The sequence below is a fragment of the Dactylococcopsis salina PCC 8305 genome (genome assembly GCF_000317615.1).
GTDB classification, from domain to species: Bacteria; Cyanobacteriota; Cyanobacteriia; order Cyanobacteriales; family Rubidibacteraceae; genus Halothece; species Halothece salina.
The window spans coordinates 1,338,740-1,359,681 of sequence record NC_019780.1; the positions used below are offsets into that span (position 1 = coordinate 1,338,740).

At 42.2% G+C, this 20,942-nt stretch carries 23 protein-coding genes; 12 read left to right on the plus strand and 11 right to left on the minus strand.

Features of this window, described 5'->3' with window-relative positions:
* The first annotated feature begins 21 nt into the window (after positions 1 to 21).
* From DACSA_RS06665 to DACSA_RS22060, 11 genes are all read left to right on the plus strand, one after another.
* Entirely contained in the window at positions 22 to 1,035 is a 1,014-nt protein-coding gene (locus DACSA_RS06665; protein ID WP_015229013.1) for an ARC6/PARC6 family protein, read from the plus strand.
* A gap of 29 nt (positions 1,036 to 1,064) precedes the next feature.
* A complete protein-coding gene (locus tag DACSA_RS06670) occupies positions 1,065 to 2,534 on the plus strand; it encodes a vWA domain-containing protein (RefSeq protein WP_015229014.1) in 1,470 nt (489 codons plus the stop codon).
* 40 nt (positions 2,535 to 2,574) lie between these two features.
* Positions 2,575 to 3,447 (plus strand): hypothetical protein, encoded by an 873-nt coding sequence (locus DACSA_RS06675; RefSeq protein ID WP_015229015.1) that lies wholly within the window; start codon positions 2,575 to 2,577, stop codon positions 3,445 to 3,447.
* A gap of 2 nt (positions 3,448 to 3,449) precedes the next feature.
* Positions 3,450 to 3,833, plus strand: coding sequence for a hypothetical protein (locus tag DACSA_RS06680; RefSeq protein WP_015229016.1), 384 nt, complete (start codon positions 3,450 to 3,452; stop codon positions 3,831 to 3,833).
* A 25-nt stretch (positions 3,834 to 3,858) separates the two neighbouring features.
* Positions 3,859 to 5,247, plus strand: a complete 1,389-nt coding sequence (locus tag DACSA_RS06685; protein ID WP_015229017.1) for a vWA domain-containing protein — start codon at positions 3,859 to 3,861, stop codon at positions 5,245 to 5,247.
* Between the two features lie 103 nt (positions 5,248 to 5,350).
* Entirely contained in the window at positions 5,351 to 5,935 is a 585-nt protein-coding gene (locus tag DACSA_RS06690; RefSeq protein ID WP_015229018.1) for an FHA domain-containing protein, read from the plus strand.
* Between the two features lie 56 nt (positions 5,936 to 5,991).
* Complete coding sequence (locus DACSA_RS06695) at positions 5,992 to 7,713, plus strand: PP2C family protein-serine/threonine phosphatase (RefSeq protein ID WP_041235736.1); 1,722 nt, start codon at positions 5,992 to 5,994, stop codon at positions 7,711 to 7,713.
* Between the two features lie 25 nt (positions 7,714 to 7,738).
* Positions 7,739 to 8,353: a Uma2 family endonuclease gene (locus DACSA_RS06700; protein ID WP_015229020.1), complete on the plus strand. Its 615-nt coding sequence runs from the start codon at positions 7,739 to 7,741 to the stop codon at positions 8,351 to 8,353.
* 104 nt (positions 8,354 to 8,457) lie between these two features.
* The gene (locus DACSA_RS06705) at positions 8,458 to 9,072 is read left to right on the plus strand and encodes a Uma2 family endonuclease (RefSeq protein ID WP_015229021.1); all 615 of its coding nucleotides are present in this window, start codon (positions 8,458 to 8,460) and stop codon (positions 9,070 to 9,072) included.
* Positions 9,073 to 9,323: 251 nt separating this feature from the next.
* Positions 9,324 to 11,456 (plus strand): serine/threonine-protein kinase, encoded by a 2,133-nt coding sequence (locus DACSA_RS06710; RefSeq protein ID WP_015229022.1) that lies wholly within the window; start codon positions 9,324 to 9,326, stop codon positions 11,454 to 11,456.
* Complete coding sequence (locus DACSA_RS22060; protein ID WP_156800686.1) at positions 11,437 to 11,583, plus strand: hypothetical protein; 147 nt, start codon at positions 11,437 to 11,439, stop codon at positions 11,581 to 11,583. Before DACSA_RS06710 ends, DACSA_RS22060 begins: the two co-directional genes overlap by 20 nt.
* 79 nt (positions 11,584 to 11,662) lie before the next feature.
* Here DACSA_RS22060 and mrdA read toward each other — a convergent pair whose 3' ends face one another.
* Genes mrdA through DACSA_RS06730 form a run of 4 tightly spaced genes read right to left on the minus strand, consistent with a single transcriptional unit; the run spans position 11,663 to position 15,699 of the window.
* Positions 11,663 to 13,468, minus strand: a complete 1,806-nt coding sequence (gene mrdA / locus DACSA_RS06715; protein WP_015229023.1) for a penicillin-binding protein 2 — start codon at positions 13,466 to 13,468, stop codon at positions 11,663 to 11,665.
* Positions 13,469 to 13,473: 5 nt separating this feature from the next.
* Positions 13,474 to 14,367 (minus strand): DUF1517 domain-containing protein, encoded by an 894-nt coding sequence (locus tag DACSA_RS06720; RefSeq protein ID WP_015229024.1) that lies wholly within the window; start codon positions 14,365 to 14,367, stop codon positions 13,474 to 13,476.
* Positions 14,368 to 14,420: 53 nt separating this feature from the next.
* Positions 14,421 to 14,642: a sulfur carrier protein ThiS gene (gene thiS, locus DACSA_RS06725; protein ID WP_015229025.1), complete on the minus strand. Its 222-nt coding sequence runs from the start codon at positions 14,640 to 14,642 to the stop codon at positions 14,421 to 14,423.
* A 13-nt stretch (positions 14,643 to 14,655) separates the two neighbouring features.
* Complete coding sequence (locus DACSA_RS06730; RefSeq protein WP_015229026.1) at positions 14,656 to 15,699, minus strand: thiamine phosphate synthase; 1,044 nt, start codon at positions 15,697 to 15,699, stop codon at positions 14,656 to 14,658.
* Between the two features lie 24 nt (positions 15,700 to 15,723).
* On the opposite strand from DACSA_RS06730, the gene DACSA_RS20400 reads away from it, so the two are divergent.
* Positions 15,724 to 16,068: a hypothetical protein gene (locus tag DACSA_RS20400; RefSeq protein WP_041235370.1), complete on the plus strand. Its 345-nt coding sequence runs from the start codon at positions 15,724 to 15,726 to the stop codon at positions 16,066 to 16,068.
* Between the two features lie 200 nt (positions 16,069 to 16,268).
* Here the strand turns inward: DACSA_RS20400 and DACSA_RS19680 are convergent, their stop codons facing one another.
* From DACSA_RS19680 to DACSA_RS06765, 7 genes are all read right to left on the minus strand, one after another.
* The gene (locus tag DACSA_RS19680; protein ID WP_083874379.1) at positions 16,269 to 16,388 is read right to left on the minus strand and encodes a transposase; all 120 of its coding nucleotides are present in this window, start codon (positions 16,386 to 16,388) and stop codon (positions 16,269 to 16,271) included.
* Positions 16,345 to 16,644 carry a transposase gene (locus DACSA_RS22840; RefSeq protein ID WP_198007647.1) on the minus strand — a complete coding sequence of 100 codons (300 nt, stop codon included), beginning with the start codon at positions 16,642 to 16,644 and terminating at the stop codon, positions 16,345 to 16,347. Before DACSA_RS22840 ends, DACSA_RS19680 begins: the two co-directional genes overlap by 44 nt.
* A gap of 117 nt (positions 16,645 to 16,761) precedes the next feature.
* The gene (locus DACSA_RS06745) at positions 16,762 to 17,049 is read right to left on the minus strand and encodes a helix-turn-helix domain-containing protein (protein ID WP_232225229.1); all 288 of its coding nucleotides are present in this window, start codon (positions 17,047 to 17,049) and stop codon (positions 16,762 to 16,764) included.
* A 543-nt stretch (positions 17,050 to 17,592) separates the two neighbouring features.
* The gene (gene ureC / locus DACSA_RS06750) at positions 17,593 to 19,311 is read right to left on the minus strand and encodes an urease subunit alpha (protein ID WP_041235372.1); all 1,719 of its coding nucleotides are present in this window, start codon (positions 19,309 to 19,311) and stop codon (positions 17,593 to 17,595) included.
* A 29-nt stretch (positions 19,312 to 19,340) separates the two neighbouring features.
* Complete coding sequence (locus DACSA_RS06755; RefSeq protein ID WP_015229029.1) at positions 19,341 to 19,655, minus strand: urease subunit beta; 315 nt, start codon at positions 19,653 to 19,655, stop codon at positions 19,341 to 19,343.
* Between the two features lie 119 nt (positions 19,656 to 19,774).
* On the minus strand, positions 19,775 to 20,077 hold the full coding sequence (gene ureA / locus DACSA_RS06760) for an urease subunit gamma (RefSeq protein WP_015229030.1): 303 nt from the start codon (positions 20,075 to 20,077) through the stop codon (positions 19,775 to 19,777).
* Positions 20,078 to 20,104: 27 nt separating this feature from the next.
* Positions 20,105 to 20,938 (minus strand): urease accessory protein UreD, encoded by an 834-nt coding sequence (locus DACSA_RS06765; RefSeq protein ID WP_015229031.1) that lies wholly within the window; start codon positions 20,936 to 20,938, stop codon positions 20,105 to 20,107.
* Positions 20,939 to 20,942: the final 4 nt, after the last annotated feature.

The following is a 20,942-nucleotide window of genomic DNA, read 5'->3' on the forward strand; positions in this document are numbered from 1 at the left end:
ATTACTAAGGAGATTTTTAAAATGCTAAATAAAATTCTATTACTTCTATTTACCTGTAGCTTGTTCTTTGGTTGTGACAATGTTACGACTCAAGAAAATAATAACCGTCAACAAAATGCAAATTCTGAAACTGTACAAGTGGATGAAACAAAAGAAAGCGATCGAGGCTGTCCAGAAAAACCAGGAAAACTTGAGGCGAGTAATGTTGAAAAAGTCAGTTTAGACGGTAATGAGACAACAGTATCAGGTCAACTCACAGCCGATGAAGCATTAGGTTACGCTTTTGAGGGAAAAGAAGAACAAAAGTTAAGTTATAGCACCGATGATGAGTTTTGTATGTGGGTTTTAACACCTAATAATGATGTCCTTGAAGGCTTAGAACTCCCGACAGATGGTTCATATATTGTTCAAATTGCTATTCCGAAAGGGGCGAAAACATTTGAACTAGCGATGGAATTAAGAAATCCAGAATCCGCCGTTAGTTCTAATAATAGAAGTCAGAACAATAGCGTAGATTTTAGCAATATTCAAACCAATAACAATGTTAATTCTTCCTCGACATCATCAAGCAATGCTCCTTCCCTGAACCCTCAAGAAGCTGTTAATTTAATCCAAAATTGGCAACGAGCAAAACGGCAAATTTTTGCGCCTCCCTATAATAAGAATTTAGGCGCGGAATTTTTAACAGGTCAAGCATACAGAAGTAAACTTCGCAAGCTAGATGGTTCAGGAAGTTCTGTTGATTGGTTGGAAAATAACGGAGCTTATTATACTTATCGCTCACAAGAAGTTGATGAAGTTACTAGCTTTAATAATTCAGGTAATTCTGCTGTTATCAATGTAGTTATAAGCGAAGAAAGAACATTATGTATTAATAATAGACCGAGTAAAGATGATAATACCATTTCTGATAAAAGATTAGTTCGTTACGATTTACGATACAGTGACGGAGGCTGGAAAATATCAAATCAAAATACCGAAAAAGTTATTGACCAAGGTAATAATCCTAATATTTCTTGTAGAGTTATTCCCTAATTGTAAAAGTGGTAAATTTGGAATCAATCATGGGTAATTTATTTCGACGATTAAGACGAACTGCTAGTAAACCTTTATTGTTTGGTTTATATGGCGCATTAGGCTGTTTAATTGCTGCGCTTTTATTGGGAGAAACCCTATTAGCATTAACCAAACTTCCGCCTTCTAAAGAAAAGATTCCGCAAGCGGTTGCACTATTAATTGATACCTCTGGAAGTATGGATAGGGGAAAAACACGAGAGGTGAAACAAGCGGCGAAAAAGTTTGTGCAACGCCAAACTTCTGAAAATAATGAATTTGCTGTGATTGGTTTTGGTAGTAATACCCAAATTGGCACATCTTTAAGCCAAAACTTCAACGAAATTGAACAAGCAATTACTAATCTTGCAGACGGTGGCGGAACTGCAATGGGATTAGGAATTAAGGCGGCTATGGAAGAATTACAGTCCACTTCTTTGGCTAAAAATATCTTATTATTTACCGATGGCGCGCCTGATTCTGCTAGAGATACTCTAGAAGCTACTCAACAAATTAAGGGGCAAAATATTAATTTAATTGCGGTTGCCACTGGGGATGCTGATGTTGATTTTCTGACGCAACTAACAGAAGATGAGAGTTTAGTATTTTATGCCAGTTCAGGTAACTTTGACGAAGCCTTTCAAGCAGCAGAAAAGATTATTTACAGTGATCAATTAGTAGAATCAAGTCCTTCTGGTGACTATGGTTTAGTGTATTCTGCTTTGCGGATTGGAAGCTGGACAAGTCTGCTGGCTTTGGGAACAACTTTGGCTTTAATTATTGGACAAAATCACTATTTAAGACGACGTTTGTTAACCTCTAAACAGGCTTTCTTGGGAATTATCGGATCAATTACGGCGGGATTAATTGCAGGGGGAATCGGTCAATTAATTTATACACCTCTGGCGGAAATTCCTACGATTAATTTAATCGCCAGACTTAGCGGTTGGACAATTTTAGGAATGTTACTCGCTGGAGGAATGTCGTTTTTTGTTCCTAATTTACGGCGCGATCGCGCTCTTTTGGGCGGTGCAATTGGCGGGATTTTAGGGTCACTTGGATTTATCGCAACCGCTAGTGTCACAGATGATGTAATGGGGCGTTTAGTCGGTGCGATTTTAATCGGATTTTTTATTGGTTTAATGGTCGCACTAATTGAACAGTTAAGCCGAAACGCATGGTTAATTGTGCGTTGGACTCCTAATGAAAACACACAAATTTCTTTAGGAAAAGAACCGATTACTCTCGGTTGTGCAGACTCGGATCATTTATACCTCAGAAAAGATCAAGGCTACATTCCAAAAACCGCAAAAATCTTTACCGAAAATAACACAGTAGTAATGGAATATAACCCAGACTATGGAGAACAAAAAGGCATGAAAAAACTCAGACATGAATTAAAAGACGGTGATAAACGTAAACTTGGCGGTATCACCTTAGAAGTTAAAACAGACATTTCCCCCCTTTCAAAGGGGGGTTAGGGGGGATAAAAATCTTAGACATTTCATATTAGGAGAAAAAATGACAGCTATTTTAACAAGCATCAAAGAAAACTCTGCTCAAGCCCTCCAATTTGGCGGGTGGGGTGCATTGGGAGGCGCGATCGGCAGTTTATTAGCAGAATTAATCAGTTGGGATAATTCTACATCTTTTGTAGAAATTATTATTTCAGTTGGGATCAGGTTTGGCGTGATTGGTGGCTTGATTTCAATCTTCCTTTTAATGGGATATTCCAGTTACTTAAAACGCGGTTGGCGAATTGGAGAATCTATAAAAAAAGGGATTTTACCAGGAGTTTTAGCAGGATTTATCGCCGGCGCGATCGCGCAATCAACCTATACAATTATCGGACCCACTGAACTCTTAAGAGTCATCTGTTGGGGAATTGCTGGTGGTTTATTAGGATTAGGTTTAAGTTTTCGTATTCCTAACTTAGGAAAAATTAGAGGATTAGGAGGCGGTGGAATCGGTGGAATCATTGGCGGAATTTTATTTATCTTCATCAGTTTTTTGCTAGGAGAAGTCATAGGAAGATTATTAGGAATCAGCGCGATCGGGTTTTTAATCGGTTTAATGATCATCTTAGTAGAAGCAGCCTTCCGAGAGGCTTGGTTAGTCGTTAAATGGAGTGCCAATGAACAAAAAACCTTATCTCTAGGAAGTGAACCCATCCTTTTAGGTTGTGCTGATAATGCACATATTTACCTGCGACAAGATCAAGGCTATACCCCAATTACTGCCAAAGTTTATCTTGATCAAAACCAAATATTTATGCAATATAACTCAGACTATGGAGAAAAAAAAGGCATGAAAAAACTAATCCATAAACTCCAAAACGGAGACAAACGAAAATTGGGTAGTGTTTCCTTAGAAGTGAAAAGAACAAAGGATTAATTATGGTACAGTATGCCCTCATCTTAAAACTCCCTGAAACTCAGCAAGAATACCGCTATACTCTTGATCTCACCCGCACTCAAGAAAACAAACCTGAGCAAATATTTACAGATGAAATCAAAGAAAGAATGAAAACTTTTTTTGAGAAACAAACTCAATGTGAAGTTAATCAGGTAAACTTGAAAAAGATGATTACTCGTTGGCAAGAAGATATAGCAGAAGGTTATAAAACCACACAAATTAATCTTAACTTACCTTCAATATTTATCTCTAGCTTAAAACAACTGCAAGACGAAGGAAATCAAGAAGTTCCGCACCTTCTTCCACCTGATTTAACGGATATTGAACCCAAAGGTGGTGCTTTCCCCGACTTGATTTTTAGTTAAACTTTCCCATACGGAGACAATAATTATGCTTAACGTATCCATTACCCCCCATCGAGAATTTTTACCCAGTGAACAAGAGAATCAAAAACTGTTCACAATGCTCAAATTACGACCTACTCAAGAAGTCGCAAAAAGTCGTCCTTCTACCTCATTTGTTTTTGTTATTGATACAAGTGGATCAATGCGAGAAATTGTAGAAGGAGAAACCAAAGCAACAGGAGAAATTGCAGAAATTGACGGTCAACGCTATAACGTTGTTACTGGCGGAAAAACCAAAATTGACATTGTAATTGACTCCTTAAAATCACTCATTCATTCTGGAAAATTAGGAAGCCGCGATCGCGTTTCCATTGTTCAATTTGACGACCAAGCCTCCACTATCATAGAATTGACACCAGCCACAGAAACTCAACAATTAGAACAAGCCATTGATCAATTAAAAGACTATTCTGGTGGCACAAGAATGGGGTTAGGTTTACGCCGCGCCTTTGAACAAGTTTCTAACCAAGAAATGACCAGTCGGCGGGTTTTAATTTTCACCGATGGTGCTACTTTTGATGAAGATCAATGTGAAAAAATTGCCCCTGAATTGAGCGAATATAACATTCCCATTACCGCTTTAGCAGTAGGAGAAGAATACAACGAAAACTTGTTAACCAAACTCAGTGATACAACAGCAGGAAGTTTATTTCATGTCGTAGCAGGAACAGGAATTGGCACTCAGATTGCAATTAGTAATCTTCCTCAAACTATTCTCGAAGAATACACTCGCGCCCAAGAAGATGTTATCAATAACTTAGCCCTAACAATTAAAACCGTAAAAGGGGTAAAATTGACTCGCCTAGTTCGTGCTTATCTCACTCCTGCTGAATTTACTCTCGATGATGACCCCTATCATATTGGTAATGCTTCTGCTAATGATGAGACAATTTTTATTCTAGAATTTACCATTCAATCTCGTCCCGCTTCCCGTGTTCGTATCGCACAATTAGGCTTAACCTATGATGTTCCTGGGAAAAACTATCGCGGTGAACTTCCACCACAAAACTTAGTGGTGCAATTTGTTGCTGGTTCTAATGTTGCAACACCAGTGGATCAAGAAGTGATGCACTATATGCAACAATGCAATATTTCCGATATGGTAAAACGGGCAACACAACTCGCAGAAAATGATCCTGATAAAGCCGAAGAAATGATTGAAAAAGCCCGTCGCATGACTGTAAAAATGGGCAATCAAGAACTAACAGAATCTCTCAGTGGGGCGCAAGATGAACTACGAAAAACGCGGAAAATTTCTGCAGGAACTCGCAAAACCGTAAAGATGGGGGCGAAAGGAAAAACCGTAAAAATGAACACCGATGATGTCAATGGTGACTTAACAGAAGACAAAATTCGTGACCTTACTGGAACTTAGCCCCCCATAATCCCCCCTAACCCCCCTTTGAAAGGGGGGAATGAAACAGATTTGAAAGGGGGGAATGAAACAGATACTAATAACAAAAAAGGAGAAAATAATCATGACAATTACTTGTGATGCTTGCGGTTACGATAACGTAGAAGGAACAGAATTTTGTGAAGCCTGTGGTTCTGAATTAACTGTGGCTACCCCTGAACCGACTCCCACACCTGAACCCGCTTCAGAGGACGATCGCAGTAGTTCCATTCGCGATCGCCTACACGGAAAATCTGAACCCGAACCAACACCCGAACCAGAAACCACTCCCTCTCAACCTCAACCCACCCCCACACCCACTCCCGTTAACGCTGCGGTGAAATTGGTGTCGAAAGTACCTAACGCACCCATTCCCGAATTTTCCCTAGAAGAAGAAAGTGTGGTCATTGGTATTTTTGATCCAGACTCAGGTCCAGTTGAAATTGATTTAGAACAGTTTCCTGGTAGTGATACCGTTTCTCGTCAACACGGGGAAATTTATCAAGAAAATGGGGTTTGGAAAATACAGGATTTAGGGTCAACTAATGGCATTTTTCTAAAACCATCCGGTCAACGACGATTTAGCGCCAGAATTACACAACCCGAAACCTTAAATATTGGCGACGAAATCGCGATCGCGAAGATTCGTTTTGTTTTTCAATCTGTTTAAAAAGTAGTAGGGTGGGCACCGCCCACCAAATTTATAGAGTCGCTTTAAAAAATCAAATGGATGTCCAAATCGCGAAAAATCAAGAAGTAATTATTAACGAATTTTCCCTGATTCCAATGTCCTACCTTGGTCAACTTGCAACAGGGGTTGATTACTTTGAAATCCAACTCAAAACACCCGAAAGCGAAGAAAATTCAGAACAAAAAGCCTTACTTCGCATTGGTTCAACCGAAGGCGCGATCGAGCGAGAACTAAGCATCAGACAAACCATTGGTGATTATAAACTCATTGGAGAACTCATCACTCACACCACAGAAGAATCAGTCATCATTGATCTTCAATCCTTCCAAAAATCTTTTTGTAGAATCAACTTAACCAAACAATTACCAAATGAAACAGAAACCCAATCTGAAAATGACGACTTAGAAGAAGAATATTACGAAGAAAAACCCCTCACCGAAGACTTATCGCCCAAGAAACATTTAGTCATCTCTCATCTCCCCACCGAAGAAAATAGTTTAGAATTTTGGCTACAACAAGAACATACTTTAGAAACCTCCCTCGCCTTAGCCAGTCAAATTTGCCAATGTTCTCGTTATCTCTACCAGCAAGGATGGTGTTTAGTGGATATTTCTCCTCAATTTATTCAACTGGGAACACCGATTCAAATCTTTGATTTAACTCACATTTATCCTGTCGAAGAAACCTTATCAATTGGAATTTTAGGAAACTATAGCGCCCCAGAACTTTCTTATGGGAATTATCCCATTAAGCCGTTAATGAGTAGTTACATGGTAGCTTCCTTTCTTTATCATTGTATTTACTATCAACCTGCTACTATTGATGAGTTCAAATCTTTAGAAAATTCTCCTTTTCCTCAACTGTATCAACTGCTAAAAATTGGTTTATCCCTGATTCCCGAAGATCGTTTTTCTCTCGATCAATTCCTCAACTTACTGGTGCAAACTCGTCAACAGTTACGATTAAAAAAACATCAATGGTCTGTTGCTAGTTTCTCTACAGTTGGACTTTCTACCAGTCGTTTAACTAATGAAGATAACTATGGTTTTAGACAGTATAAACTAGGAATAGAAAAAACAGTGATGTTAGCAGTGGTTGCTGATGGAATGGGAGGAACAGCCAAAGGAGAAATTGCAAGTCAAGTAACAGTAGAAACAATTATTAATGAACCCATACCGCCCGACTTAAACTCTCTTGAAAATTGGCAAAATTGGCTTAACCAATTAGTTGAAAAAGCCAATGGTGAAATTATGAAACAAACCAAAGACGGCGGAACAACTTGTAGTGTAGTCTGCATTAATAATAACCAATTAATGATTGCTCATGTGGGAGATAGTCGCATCTGGCTACAAAGAAATGGTTATGTTTGTCAGTTAAGCGAAGATCATTCAATGGTTGCTATGCTGTTAGCAAGTGGTCAAATTAGTTATGAAGAAACCTTTGATTATCCTGAACGTGGGGTGTTAACTCGTTCTCTGGGTTCAAAAGCTCATTTAAGTCCAGGCTATGTTCAAAATTTACAACGATTTGAAGAAAATTATTCCGTTTCTCTTGAAGATGGCGACATCATTTTCCTCTGTTCTGATGGCGTTTGGGATTTAGTTTCTGCTGCAGAAATCGCCGAAAAAATTGAGCAAGGAATCCCTTTACAGTCTAGTGTTGATCAGGTCAGGGAATTAATCTTACAGCGAGGCGCGAACGACAATGCTACCTTGTTAGCCCTTCAATTTCACTCTCACCCAATTAACTACTGTTGATGAGACTTAATCTTAGGAGGTCAAAATGCTACAAACACCCACCACTCCCGAAACAGAAACCCTATTAATGGCACTACCGAACTCGATCGCGCTACAAGTGACCCCAGAACAGTTTACCACCTTAGCGGCTGCGAATCGAGATTTACGACTAGAAAGAACATCTCAAGGAGAATTAATTGTGAATCCACCCGCAGGTTGGGAAACAGGAGAACGTAACTCTAGCTTAACTGGACAACTTTATCAATGGTATGAAGCCAACGAAACGCTTGGAAAAGTCTTTGACTCCTCCACTGGTTTTACCCTACCCAATGGCGCAATTCGTTCTCCTGATGCGTCTTGGGTGAGTCGAGAACGTTGGGAAGCACTCACCCCAGAAGATAAAACAACCTTTCCGAAAATTTGTCCCGACTTCGTTGTTGAATTACGATCAAAAAGTGATAAATTGCCACCCCTCCAAGAAAAGATGAGGGAATACCTCGAAAATGGCGCAAAACTGGGCTGGTTAATCGATCCACAAAGTTCGCGGGTAGAAATTTATCAAACTGGAAAAGAGACAGAAATTTTAGAAAATCCCACTGAATTATCAGGTGAACCCGTCTTAACAGGATTCATCCTCAACTTAACTCGAATTTTGAATTGATTCCACTCCCTTGTTTCCCCCCTTTCAAAGGGGGGTTAGGGGGGATAAAACCACTCCCTTCCCCCCTTACAAAGGGGGGTTAGGGGGGATAAAAGGAGGTCAAAATGATCCAAACAACCACAATTCCCGAAACGGAAACTCTATTAATGGCACTACCGAACTCGATCGCGCTAAAAGTGACCGAAGAACAGTTTACCACCTTAGCGGCTGCGAATCGAGATTTACGGCTAGAAAGAACATCCCAAGGAGAATTAATTGTGAATCCGCCAACTGGTTGGGAAACTGGAGAAGAGAATTGGAAAATTGCTGGAGAATTATACATCTGGTGGCGTAATTTTGGAGAAGTGGGAAAAGTCTTTGACTCCTCCACAGGTTTTACCTTACCCAATGGCGCAATTCGTTCTCCTGATGCGTCTTGGGTGAGTCGAGAACGTTGGGAAGCACTCACCCCAGAAGATAAAACAACCTTTCCGAAAATTTATCCCGACTTCGTTGTTGAATTACGATCAAAAAGTGATAAATTGCCACCCCTCCAAGAAAAGATGAGGGAATACCTCGAAAATGGCGCAAAACTGGGCTGGTTAATCGATCCACAAAGTTCGCGGGTAGAAATTTATCAAACTGGAAAAGAGACAGAAATCTTAGAAAATCCCACTGAATTATCAGGTGAACCCGTATTAACAGGATTTATCCTCAAGTTAGCTCGAATTTTGAATTAATTCCTCTTCATTCCCCCCTTTCCAAGGGGGGCTAGGGGGGATAAAACCACTCCCTTGTTTCCCCCCTTTCCAAGGGGGGCTAGGGGGGATAAAACCACTCCCTTGTTTCCTTTCAAAGGGGGGCTAGGGGGGATAAAACCACTCCCTTGTTTCCTTTCAAAGGGGGGTTAGGGGGGATAAAACCACTCCCTTGTTTCCCCCCTTTCCAAGGGGGGCTAGGGGGGATATAAAAACTTAAATCACAGAAAAAAATGTCTATTACCTGTCCCTCTTGTTTAGCCGAAAACGAAGAAACCGCCGCCGCTTGTCTCGCTTGCGGAACTCCTCTACAAACTGACAATAGTTCAGCTAATTCTAATTTTTCCACCTATCAGCTTCCTCCCCAAACTTATCTCAAAGAAAAACGATATCTAATCGAGAAAACACTCGGAGAAGGAGGCTTTGGGATTACCTATCAAGGAATAGATTGTCAAACCTCTAGCACGATCGCGATTAAAGAACTTTGGCCCGAAAAATCCGTCAGACAAGGTTTAAATATTACTTGGTCTTCTAGTATTCCTCCCGCCGAAAGACAACAACAAATCCTGAAATTTAAACTCGAAGCCCAACATCAGGCAAAATGTAAACATCCCAATATTTGCCAAGTTTATGACTGGTTTGAGGAAAATAATACTGCCTATATTATTATGCAGTTTATCTCTGGAAAAACTTTATACCAGTTGCTACAAGAAAAACAGTCAATTCCTGAAACAAAACTCAAAAAATATTTTATCGAAGCAACAGAAGCACTCGCAGTTATTCATCAAAATAATTTACTTCACCGTGATTTAAAACCCGATAATATTCTAATTGATTCTGAAGATAACGCGATCCTAATTGACTTTGGCGCAACCAAAGAATTTATTGCTGGTCAAACCAGAGAAATGAGTGTTACCTTAACAGCAGGATATGCTCCCCCAGAACAATACAATTATAAAAGTAAACGATTCCCCGCTACTGATATTTATGCTCTTTGTGCTTCTATTTATGAATTAGCAACGGGTCAAATTCCTGAAGCATCGATCGAGCGATTAACAGATAATAATGATCCCCTGATTCCACCGCGACAGTTAGCGCCTCATCTCTCTCCGCTTCTGGAAAGAGTGATTCTCACAGGAATGAATTTAAGAGTAGAAAATCGTTTTCAAAGCGCAGAAGAACTGGTTGACGCAATGAAAGGAAACTTTGTTTCTCCTCTCCATAAAAAAGCGCAGAACTTAGTTAAAAATCATCAACTGGAAGAAGCTGTCGCCACTTATGAAAAATGTTTAGTTAATGAACCTGATAGTGAAAACGTTGCTGTAGAACTCGCATTAGTACAAACCCATTTAGATGATAAAAAAGCAGAATCCGCCGCGAATCAAGTGGTTAAAATCAATCCCAATGAAGGAAGAGCCTATGGTATTCTAGGATTGGTTTTCTGTCGTCGTGGAAATTGGGAAAAAGCTGAAAAAAATCTTAAAAAAGCAGTACAATTAACCTCAAAAGAAGCCTGGATTCAAGCGAATTTTGCTTGGTCGTTAGGAAAACTTCAAAAATGGGAAGAAGCAGAAACAGCTATTAATCAAGCATTAGAATTAAACCCTTATTGTGTTTTTTCTTTGGGGTTAAAAAGTTGGATTACTGCTCAACAAAAACAATGGAAAACTGCGATTCAAGCAGCAAGACAGGCTCTCTTTAAGGCTAAACAAAACCCAGACCAAGATTTAACAACTATCAAAGAATGGGTTTATCCCTGTTTATTACTTGCGCTAGAGAAAGCAGTTGTTACTAAAAATGCAAAAGATGTCGATCGCTGTCTCAATGAATATCTAACCGAACTTCCTAATAGTAGCTTTGCTTGGGGATTTAAAGGCTGGAAACAATCTCAATCAGGAATTGATCAAGAAGTTCTTTCTCACTTCCAAAAAGCAGTAAATCAAGCACAAATCCCCTATTGGATATTAATAAATCTCGGAATTACTCAAGAATATTTAAATCAAACCACAGCATCGATCGAAACCTACGAAAGCATCATCAACAGATTTCCGAATCAGGCGTTAGCTTATGTCAGATTAGGAACAAGTTTAGCAAAATTAGAACAATGGGAAAAAGCGATTCCTCAACTCAAACAAGCAATTGCTTTAGAAAATTCGATCGCGCAGGCTCATCATAACTTAGCCTGGAGTCAACTCCAAGCCATGATTTCATCGCAACAAAATTATAACTATCATCAAATTGTTAAATCTTATCAAAAAGCAATTGAATTATATCAGCAACAATCCAGAAACGACTTATCAGACAAACTTCAGAACACTTTTAAAGATGTAGGGATTCAATTAGGGTTTGCTGAAAAAGTTCATTAGTCGGTGTAGTAAGGCAAAAGGCAAAAGGCAAGAGGCAAGAGGTAAGATGGGGAAGATGGGGGAGATGGGGGAGAAAAATCACTCCCTTGTCTTCCTTGTCTTCCTTGTCTCCCTTGCACTTTTTTGAGGAGTTAAGAGCCTTAAAACCAAATGGTACGCGAGTTTTAGCTTTCTTGACTCAAGCCCCAATTAAACGATTAGATTGATTATTCAAAATAGGCTTTCAAGACTTCTCGCACCATGGGCGCCGCCACCGAGCCGCCACCGCCGCCAGAATGTTCTGCAAAGGCGACAACAACAATTTCTGGATTCTCGTAGGGTGCGAATGCACCAAACCAAGCATGAGCCTTGCCAATCGCTTCTGCTGTTCCACTTTTCCCCGCGATCGGGGGCAGACCAGGGGCATTAACCGCTCCCCCTGTGCCACTGATCACAGTTTGTCGGTTTCCTTCCCGAAGAATCCGCACTGTACTGGGTTTAAGATTCAGGGAAACCTTTTCATTAGGATAACCGCCTTCCGTTTTCAGGAGATGAGGATTCACGCGATAACCGCCATTGGCGGGAACAGCAAACATCACCGCCACTTGTAACGGAGTCGCCTGAGTAAATCCCTGTCCAATAGACATATTAACCGTATCTCCTGCGGACCAACTCCAATTAAAACGTTCTTGTTTCCAAGCCTCATCCGCAATTAATCCCGAACTTTCTGCAGGTAGTTCGAGAGTGGTTTCTTTCCCGAAACCATACCGTCGCGACCAATCAATCAACACTTCACCGCCAACCCCACGCCCAATTTGTCCAAAAAAGGTGTTACTACTCCAAGCTAAGGCTTGAACATAGCCCATTAGACCAAAACCCGCGCGATTCCATTCTCCAAAGCGTACACCCGAAACATTGAGGTAAGCGTAAGTATTTAAAACTGTATTCGGGGGATATTTCCCCGACTCCATCCCAGCGGTTGCGGTGACAAGTTTAAAGGTAGAAGCGGGAGGAAAGCCTTGTATGGCTCGGTTAACAAAGGGATTATCTTTAGTTTGTAATTCTTGCCAGATTTTAGGAGTGATGCGAGTCGAGAAAATATTGGGATCGAACGTCGGACGACTGACTAGGGCTAAAACTTCGCCATTGTTGGGGTCTAAAGCCACGATCGCGCCGATTCTGTCTCCTAAAGCCACTTCTGCTGCCTTTTGTAAGTCCAAATCGATCGTGAGACGAATATTGTCCCCAGATTTCGCTGTTTTTTCCCCTAAAATTTCAACAATCTGTCCAGACGCATTCACCTCCACCTGTTGACCGCCCCATTCTCCCCGTAATTGCTTCTCAAACGCCGCTTCTGCTCCCATGCGCCCGATGATATCCCCCAGACGATATTCGTCCTTTTGTTCGGCTAATTCTTCCCCTGTAATCTCTCTCGTATAGCCTAAAAGATGAGCGGCGACTGAGCCGTTGGGATAATCGCGCACTGGCTCAATCTCCAATTCTACGCCAGTTAACTCGTAATTATACTCCTCGATCGCGGTCACTTGTTCAGGAGTTAGCCCCCGCGCAATTCGCACCAGAGACGGGGAATTAACTGGCACTTCCTCCACTTGCTCATTGATTTCTGATACAGGAAGCTCCAGAATTTCAGACAATCGAGAGAGAGTAGTGCCCCAAGTGGGCTTCGTTTTCGCCAGGGGCCAAATAAACACAGAGTAAGAGAGACGACTATCCGCTAGAATTTTACCGTTTCGATCGAGAATATTCCCTCGCACTGGCGGTTTTGGGAGAATCCGCACTCGATTATTTTCTGCTAAAGCCCGATTACGTTCCCCCTGTACCAATTGCAAATATCCCAAACGAACACCCATTCCCCCCAACAATAAAGCCGTCACCACCAGTAACAAGACCGCAGGGCGCAATTGTCGCCCCACCGTGCGAGAGGTTCGTTTCCGATAGCCTGTGGGAAAATCTCCCTCACTGTTACCGTTTTTGTAATGGGTCTTATCTTGGGAAGGAAGGGTAATTGCCATATTGCTTAGAGCCGATTCAAGTCGGGATAAGTTACTAAAAGATCATCATTAGATAGGGTATCCCCTTCTGCTTGTGGAGTCCAGATTACCTCTACTGCCAAAAGACTTTCGCTATTGGTACTTCCGAACTGACGTAACCCTTGACGTAAATCCTCAGCACTGTTGGCATCTGGAAGCGTGATCTTACCTTGAACACCAGCGAGAATTGTCACCACAATATATTCGGAAGGGACTTCCTCAGAACTGGCTTTGCTTTCGCTTTGTTGATAAGTTCCCTCCACATTGTAGAGCGTTTCTTCGTCATACTTACTGCGCTCTGACAATGCTAAACGATTAAACTCAGACTCCGCCGCTTCTAACTGGGAAACATTGGATTCGGTTTTACCATAGACCCAATATTCGGGATGACGTAATAACGCTAACGTTGCTTCTTGTAAGACTTTCGATCGACCCGAAGTTGTTGCTGTATCTGCGTTTTGAGCCAAGTCATTTAATTCTTTTTGCAGTTCTTTCGCATCCGCCAGTAATCCCACTTGTACTTTTGACACCGTTACTTTCGGGTTAGCGGTTGCCATCCCCTCACCACCACCAAAACCAGAATTCTGGAAACTTCTAACTAAGAAGTTGGCAATGGCAAAAAAGATCAAAATGGTGAAGATGCTACCAAACCCGCCGAAGCCAAAGAAAGGTAACAAGAACGGAAAACCAAACCCGCCACCGGGACGGCTTCCTCCTCTCGGTGCGGGGGCGCTGCGACTCGGGGCGCGGAAACCACCACCGCCGATGCGTCCACCGCCACGGGCGAAGGCACTACTGGCATCGCCTAAGACAAAGAGTAAGGCAAGGGTAACGAGAAAAACTGATTTTAAGAGACGTTTCCAAGAGAGAGTTTGAAACATGATGATTGTTTGATGGTTGAAAACTTAACGATCTACTTTGATCATGCTTAATTTTAGAAGTTACCACCACCCACAATGGTTACAATTTCTAACTTGTCTCCTGCTTTGACTTTTGTTTCTGACCAATGCTGACGGTGTAGAATTTCTCCGTTGTATTCGACGGCGACTAAACGAGGATTATAGTTGAATTGGGTTAGAACATCAGCGACGGGAGTTTCCTCAGCACAAGTCACGGTGTCACCGTTGATGATGAGAGTAATTGTTTGATTGGACATGGTGAAGACTGATTTAACGGTTGGCAAATGCCATGAGGAGGGTTTCGGTTGCGGTTTTTGGATCAGATGCTCCCATGATCGATCGCACGACTGCGACTCCTTTGGCTTGAGAAGCAATGACATTTTTGATGTTATCGCGATTGATGCCACCAATGGCAAACCAAGGCACAGGGGAATGTTTCGCCGCATAACGCACGTAATCCAACCCTGCTGGTTTTTTACCTGGTTTGGTGGGAGTTTTGTAAACGGGTCCGACTCCGATATAGTCTGCACCTTCTTGGATGGCGTTTTCCATTTCGTGAGGGTTAGTGGTGGAACGTCCGATGATTTTATTAGCGCCGAGGATTTTTCGCGCGACGGCAATGGGAAGGTCTTGTTGTCCTAAATGAACGCCGTCGGCATTCACGGCTAGGGCTAAGTCCGCTCGATCGTTCATTATAAATAATGCCCCATATTGATGACAAAGTTCACACAGTTTTCTTCCTTCTGCGATTTGAATGTTATCGTCTGTGTCTTTGTTGCGATATTGAACGAGAGACAGTCCACCTTTTAGGGAGGCTTCCACGATCGAAAACAAATTTTCTGATGCAGAGGTCACTAGATACAGTTGCGCTGCGTTCAGTCTCTGGTGAGGAGAAGTAGAAAAAAGATGACTTTCGAGGGTGTAAACCTGATACCGTAGTTGTTTAAAGGTGTTTCCCATTTCTGGATGATAGAGTTTTCCGTACTCTTCTAACACTCGTAAGGCTTCTTGAGTGCGACTGAGATTGATGTGGAGGACGGTTTCCGCATTTTCTCGCGTTTCTTCTTGGGGATGAGTGAGAGTTGTTCCACAATCATCAGGGGTGTTACGAGCTTGTCGGATGTCTGCTGTGTGCCATTGCGCGAGGGTTTGGCGCATTTCTTTACAGGTTTGCGCGGCTTTGACATCTTCTAAGGCGAACCGACACCACTCTTCAATGATACGGATTCCTTCACGAGCGCGATCGAGGTTGGCATCTAAAATCCGACAAATTGCTGGTTTTTCTAGGAAAAATAACGGTTGAGTCTCTCTCATAATTTTCAGGTAATTACTTAGGGTTTGCTGAAAAAGTTAATTAGTTGGTGTAGTAAGGCAAAAGGCAAGAGGCAAGAGGCAAGTTGCCTTAGGCAAGAGGCAAGTTGCCTTAGGCAAGAGGCAAGAGGCAAGAGGCAAGAGGCAAGAGGCAAGAGGCAAGAGGCAAGAGGCAAGATGGGGAAGATGGGGAAGATGGGGAAGATGGGGAAGAAAAAATTGTCTCCCTTGTCTCCCATTTCTCCCATTTCTCCCATTTCTCCCATTTCTCCCATTTCTCCCTTGTCTCCCTTGCACCTTTTTGAGGGGTTAAGAACCTTAAAGCCTCATTGGGTAAGGGTTTCAGTTTTATTCAGGAAGCCCTACTTATAATATCAGGTTCGCTCGATCGATGATAAAGAGTAGGCCCTAGTGAAGCGAAGCGAAACCCAACACACATTATAAGCAATTACCCGAACTTGATATATAGCGCTTCGCGCTGGTATATTTACAAACATTGAAAAGCCACTGTAGCCGCTTGATGAACATCAAAATTTAAATTGGATAGCTCTTTTCTAATCGCTGTTTTCACTTTAGGCGCACCAATGTTCGATCGGATTTAAGTCTGGAGAATAGGCGGGCAAAAAGATTAACTCACAACCAGCATTTTCAATTAATTCTCGAGCTTCTCCTTGACTTGTGAAAAGGAGCATTGTCCATAACTATCACGCTTCCCTTACTTACTTGAGGTAATAAAAACTCCGATAACCAAACTTCAATCACTTGCGCTGTACAATAACCCTGATAGACCATTGGAGCTAGAAATTTTTGATGACATAATGCTCCAATAATACTTAAACGCTCCCCTCTTTTTCCTGGGCGACTTCCCTGACACCTTTCTCCTTTTTTTGACCAGCCGTAAGGATTCGTTTCATTATTGTCAATTCCACTTTCATCGATGTAGATCACCTCTGATGGGCTGTATTTGGCGATTTTTTCTTTAAATTCATCACGGGCTTTTTCACAGCGTTCAAGATAAGCTACGTTTGTCTTGGGTGCGTCTTACATTCTGGGGAAACCCCAGAATTACGCACCCGCTTTTTTACGAGTATAACCAATTTTTTTCAAAGCTCTACTAATCGTATGGTGGCTACAATTTCCCCAAAGTTGAGCCATTTCTTTTTGGGTTTTATCTCGATGAATATCAACGAATTTTTGAAATTTATCCCAGTCAGTAATTTTAGCAGGTTGAGGAGGTGGGACGTTTTTTTTGGGTTGAGTAGAACCCGTTTTTTCCCAGTGAGATTTCCACTTGTAAAGAGTTGGGCGACTAATATCTAGTTCCCGACTAATATCACTAATAGATTGCCCCACAGTTATTAAATATAGAGCCTTTTTTCGGAATTCTTGACAATAAGCGATCGCCATTAGCTTGATTAGAGAGTAAATTTGGACTAACTTGATTATAATATGTAAGCATCTGAGCGCGAAGCGCTATAACTTCACTTGACATTCTTTGGTGTTGGGTGACGTTTCCCTTCACCCAACCTACTTTTTAACTTCACTTGACATTCTTTGGTGTTGAGTTACGCTTGGCTTCACTAGGGCCTACTTTTTAACTACTTTTTAACTTCACTTGACATTCTTTGGTGTTGGGTTACGCTTGGCTTCACTAGGGCCTACTTTTTATCTTCACTTGACATTCTTTGGTGTTGGGTTACGTTTGGCTTCACTAGGGCCTACTTTTTAACTTCACTTGACATTCTTTGGTGTTGGGTTACGTTTCCCTTCACCCAACCTACTTTTTAACTTCACTTGACATTCTTTGGTGTTGGGTTACGTTTCCCTTCACTAGGGCCTACTTTGTTTGAGGCTCGATCGAGCGGCGATTACAATTTTAATCCGCGAGGTAAACTCTTAAAATAAAAAATATCGTTGTGTCATCGGTAGAGTCGTCGCGGGTTCACAAGTTAGGAGTTGACCATCGGCTCGAACTTCGTAAGTTTCTGGATCAACTTCAATATTAGGGAGTGATTCATTGAGTTTCAGATCAGCTTTCCCAATATTGCGGGTATTACTCACGGCTGCTAAGGTTTTATTTAAGCCCAATTGTTCCCCAATGTTAGCCTCCATTGCTGCTTGAGACACAAAGGTTATGCTGGTGCTGTTAACTGCCTTTCCGTAACTACCAAACATGGGACGCATCGCGATCGGTTGGGGGGTGGGAATACTAGCATTAGCATCTCCCATTTGAGCATAAGCAATCGCACCTCCTTTGATCACTATTTCAGGTTTCACCCCAAAACAACTGGGTTTCCATAAACACAAATCCGCTAGTTTTCCTGCTTCAATTGAACCCACCTGATGGGCTATTCCGTGCATGATTGCCGAGTTAATCGTATATTTTGCGATATACCGTTTCGCCCGAAAATTATCATGGGTGGCATCGGGGTTTTCGGTAGAAGGAAGTAAACCGCGCTGAACTTTCATTTTGTGGGCGGTTTGCCAAGTGCGAATAATGTTTTCTCCCACACGCCCCATTGCTTGGGAATCAGACGCGATCGCGCTAAATGCCCCCAAATCGTGCAAAATATCTTCGGCGGCAATGGTTTCCCGACGAATGCGAGATTCTGCAAAGGCAACATCTTCGGGAATATTGCGATCTAAATGGTGACACACCATCAACATATCTAAATGTTCTTCTAGGGTGTTGCTAGTATAAGGGCGAGTGGGATTAGTCGAGGAAGGTAACACATTTGCCAGACCACAAACTTTAATAATATCAGGGGCATGACCGCCACCAGCGCCTTCTGTGTGGTAAGTGTGAATGGCGCGATCCTTAAAAGCCTGAATTGTCTCTTCTACAAATCCGGCTTCGTTTAGGGTGTCGGTATGAATGGCAACTTGTACATCGTACCGATCGGCGACTGAGAGACAAGTATCGATCGCGGCGGGGGTGGTTCCCCAATCTTCATGGAGTTTTAAGCCCATCGCCCCTGCAATTAACTGTTCTTCTAGTCCTTGGGGTTGAGAACTATTGCCTTTGCCAAAAAAGCCTAAATTTACGGGAAACGCCTCGGCAGCTTCTAGCATCCGGTGAAGATGCCATGATCCTGGGGTGCAAGTGGTGGCATTAGTTCCTGTTGCTGGTCCGGTTCCGCCACCAAACATCGTGGTAATCCCAGACGCGATCGCGGTTTCAATTAGTTGCGGACAGATAAAATGAATATGACTATCCACTCCCCCTGCGGTGAGAATCATTCCTTCCCCTGCGATCGCTTCGGTACTCGGACCGATGATAATATCTACCTGATCTTGAATATAGGGATTGCCAGCTTTACCAATTTTGAAGATGCGACCGTCTTTAATTCCTACATCCGCTTTCACAATTCCCCACCAATCGAGAATCAAAGCATTGGTAATCACCGTATCCACCGCCCCTTCCTCGCGAGAAATGGGTGATTGTCCCATCCCATCGCGGATCACTTTTCCGCCGCCGAATTTAACTTCTTCCCCGTAGGTGGTGAAATCTTGTTCAACTTCAATGAATAATTCCGTATCTGCTAATCGCACCCGATCGCCTGTGGTGGGGCCAAAGGTTTCTGCGTAGGCTGACCGTTCCATGTAATAACTCATAATTAATAATTGATTTTAACCAAGACTTCCTAAAGAGAATCAACCTTCCCATTAATTAAACCGCGAAAGCCGTAAATTTTTCGTTGTCCTGCGATCGTCACTAATTCCACTTCTTTTTCGTCTCCTGGTTCAAAGCGAATGGCAGTTCCGGCGGGAATATTTAAGCGCATTCCCTTGGTTGCTTCTCGATCGAACCTTAATGCGGCATTAACTTCATAAAAATGGAAATGTGATCCCACTTGAATCGGGCGATCGCCGCTATTTCCCACCGTAACTCTAAGACATTGACGACCTTGATTGAGTTCAATTTCCCCCGCTTGAATCTGCATTTCTCCTGGAATCATGCCTCAAATTCTCCTTATACCATTTTGAACAATTTGCGCTACATAACGATCCCCCCTTTGCCCCCCTTAGTAAGGGGGGTTGGGGGGATCGAATGTAGCAAAACTCTTTGGATTTCATATTACATAATGGGATTATGAACCGTAACTAATTTTGTGCCATCGGGAAAAGTTGCCTCAACTTGGACATCCTCAATCATTTCTGGAATGCCTTCCATAACATCATCACGAGAGAGTAACGTTTTGCCGTAACTCATTAAATCAGCAACCGATCGTCCTTCTCTTGCCCCTTCTAAAAGCCCTGCGGAAATATAAGCAACCGCTTCGGGATAGTTGAGTTTGAGTCCTTTTTCCTTCCGTCGTTCAGCGAGTAACGCAGCGGTAAAAATAGATAACTTATCTTTTTCTTGAGGTGAAAGTTGCATAGAAAAATTAATGAAAAAACTGCATAATCAAACTTGCCAAACCCGAGGAGTAACAGGGGTTTCTTTGCCGTCCCATTGACGTAATAATCGCCAAATATTAGTAAACCAGTTTATCACTTCCCCACGAGAATTTCCCCGATAGCGACATAAAACTCCAGACATTAAAGCAGTCGTTCCAGCTTCGCCACTGGTTTCTGTCTCCTGCCATAAATTACGAATTTCTGTGATCTTTTCTGAAGAAAGCGGTTTTCCCACCCAAACCAATGTTCCCACTAAGGGATAGCCTCCTAAACCATGAGGACTTTTCCAGATTGCTTCTCCTGCAGGTAGCCAAGGAGAATCGACCCAGATTAACCGTCCATTTTGCCAAACTTCCGTGCGCGATCGCCAATTCCCTTGCAAAAACTGTTCTCCTCTAGCGGAACGACCAAAGCGGAGAATCTCCCAGCTTAACCAAGTCGCAGTAGAAGCGAGATTAACTTGTAATTGTTGCTGATATTGGGAAGCATTAAAAACAATTGTTTCTCTGGGAAGATACTCTAAACAAGCGTTTTCTCCCACTTCCATATTGATCTGTTGCGATGCGGTTAAACCATTACTGCGATAAATTTTACTAGCGGCTGCGGTGGTAATGACAGCATGGGTACTCGGTTGTAACTGAATAGACTGGGAAAGTCGATCGTCGCCAACAATTCCCCCTGCGGTGTGCAGAATAGTCGTGTAACAGATTGCTTTGCCTTGGGGGTAAAAAGGACGTTGCAGTTTATAGGGGGCTTGGCTATAAGACTGTATCGGCTGGGTTTTCTGATTTTGTTTGCTATAGGTGAGTTTAACCACACCATGCCAGGGAGAAGGGGTCATCGTC

Excerpts from the sequence above, each read along its gene's own strand:
- DACSA_RS06665 (WP_015229013.1), top strand. The coding sequence starts at position 22 with ATGCTAAATAAAATTCTATTACTTCTATTTACCTGTAGCTTGTTCTTT.
- DACSA_RS06670 (WP_015229014.1), top strand. The coding sequence starts at position 1,065 with ATGGGTAATTTATTTCGACGATTAAGACGAACTGCTAGTAAACCTTTA.
- DACSA_RS06675 (WP_015229015.1), top strand. The coding sequence starts at position 2,575 with ATGACAGCTATTTTAACAAGCATCAAAGAAAACTCTGCTCAAGCCCTC.
- DACSA_RS06680 (WP_015229016.1), top strand. The coding sequence starts at position 3,450 with ATGGTACAGTATGCCCTCATCTTAAAACTCCCTGAAACTCAGCAAGAA.
- DACSA_RS06685 (WP_015229017.1), top strand. The coding sequence starts at position 3,859 with ATGCTTAACGTATCCATTACCCCCCATCGAGAATTTTTACCCAGTGAA.
- DACSA_RS06690 (WP_015229018.1), top strand. The coding sequence starts at position 5,351 with ATGACAATTACTTGTGATGCTTGCGGTTACGATAACGTAGAAGGAACA.
- DACSA_RS06695 (WP_041235736.1), top strand. The coding sequence starts at position 5,992 with ATGGATGTCCAAATCGCGAAAAATCAAGAAGTAATTATTAACGAATTT.
- DACSA_RS06700 (WP_015229020.1), top strand. The coding sequence starts at position 7,739 with ATGCTACAAACACCCACCACTCCCGAAACAGAAACCCTATTAATGGCA.
- DACSA_RS06705 (WP_015229021.1), top strand. The coding sequence starts at position 8,458 with ATGATCCAAACAACCACAATTCCCGAAACGGAAACTCTATTAATGGCA.
- DACSA_RS06710 (WP_015229022.1), top strand. The coding sequence starts at position 9,324 with ATGTCTATTACCTGTCCCTCTTGTTTAGCCGAAAACGAAGAAACCGCC.
- mrdA (WP_015229023.1), bottom strand. The coding sequence starts at position 13,468 with ATGGCAATTACCCTTCCTTCCCAAGATAAGACCCATTACAAAAACGGT.
- DACSA_RS06720 (WP_015229024.1), bottom strand. The coding sequence starts at position 14,367 with ATGTTTCAAACTCTCTCTTGGAAACGTCTCTTAAAATCAGTTTTTCTC.
- thiS (WP_015229025.1), bottom strand. The coding sequence starts at position 14,642 with ATGTCCAATCAAACAATTACTCTCATCATCAACGGTGACACCGTGACT.
- DACSA_RS06730 (WP_015229026.1), bottom strand. The coding sequence starts at position 15,699 with ATGAGAGAGACTCAACCGTTATTTTTCCTAGAAAAACCAGCAATTTGT.
- DACSA_RS19680 (WP_083874379.1), bottom strand. The coding sequence starts at position 16,388 with ATGCTCCTTTTCACAAGTCAAGGAGAAGCTCGAGAATTAATTGAAAAT.
- ureC (WP_041235372.1), bottom strand. The coding sequence starts at position 19,311 with ATGAGTTATTACATGGAACGGTCAGCCTACGCAGAAACCTTTGGCCCC.
- DACSA_RS06755 (WP_015229029.1), bottom strand. The coding sequence starts at position 19,655 with ATGATTCCAGGAGAAATGCAGATTCAAGCGGGGGAAATTGAACTCAAT.
- ureA (WP_015229030.1), bottom strand. The coding sequence starts at position 20,077 with ATGCAACTTTCACCTCAAGAAAAAGATAAGTTATCTATTTTTACCGCT.
- DACSA_RS06765 (WP_015229031.1), bottom strand. The coding sequence starts at position 20,938 with ATGACCCCTTCTCCCTGGCATGGTGTGGTTAAACTCACCTATAGCAAA.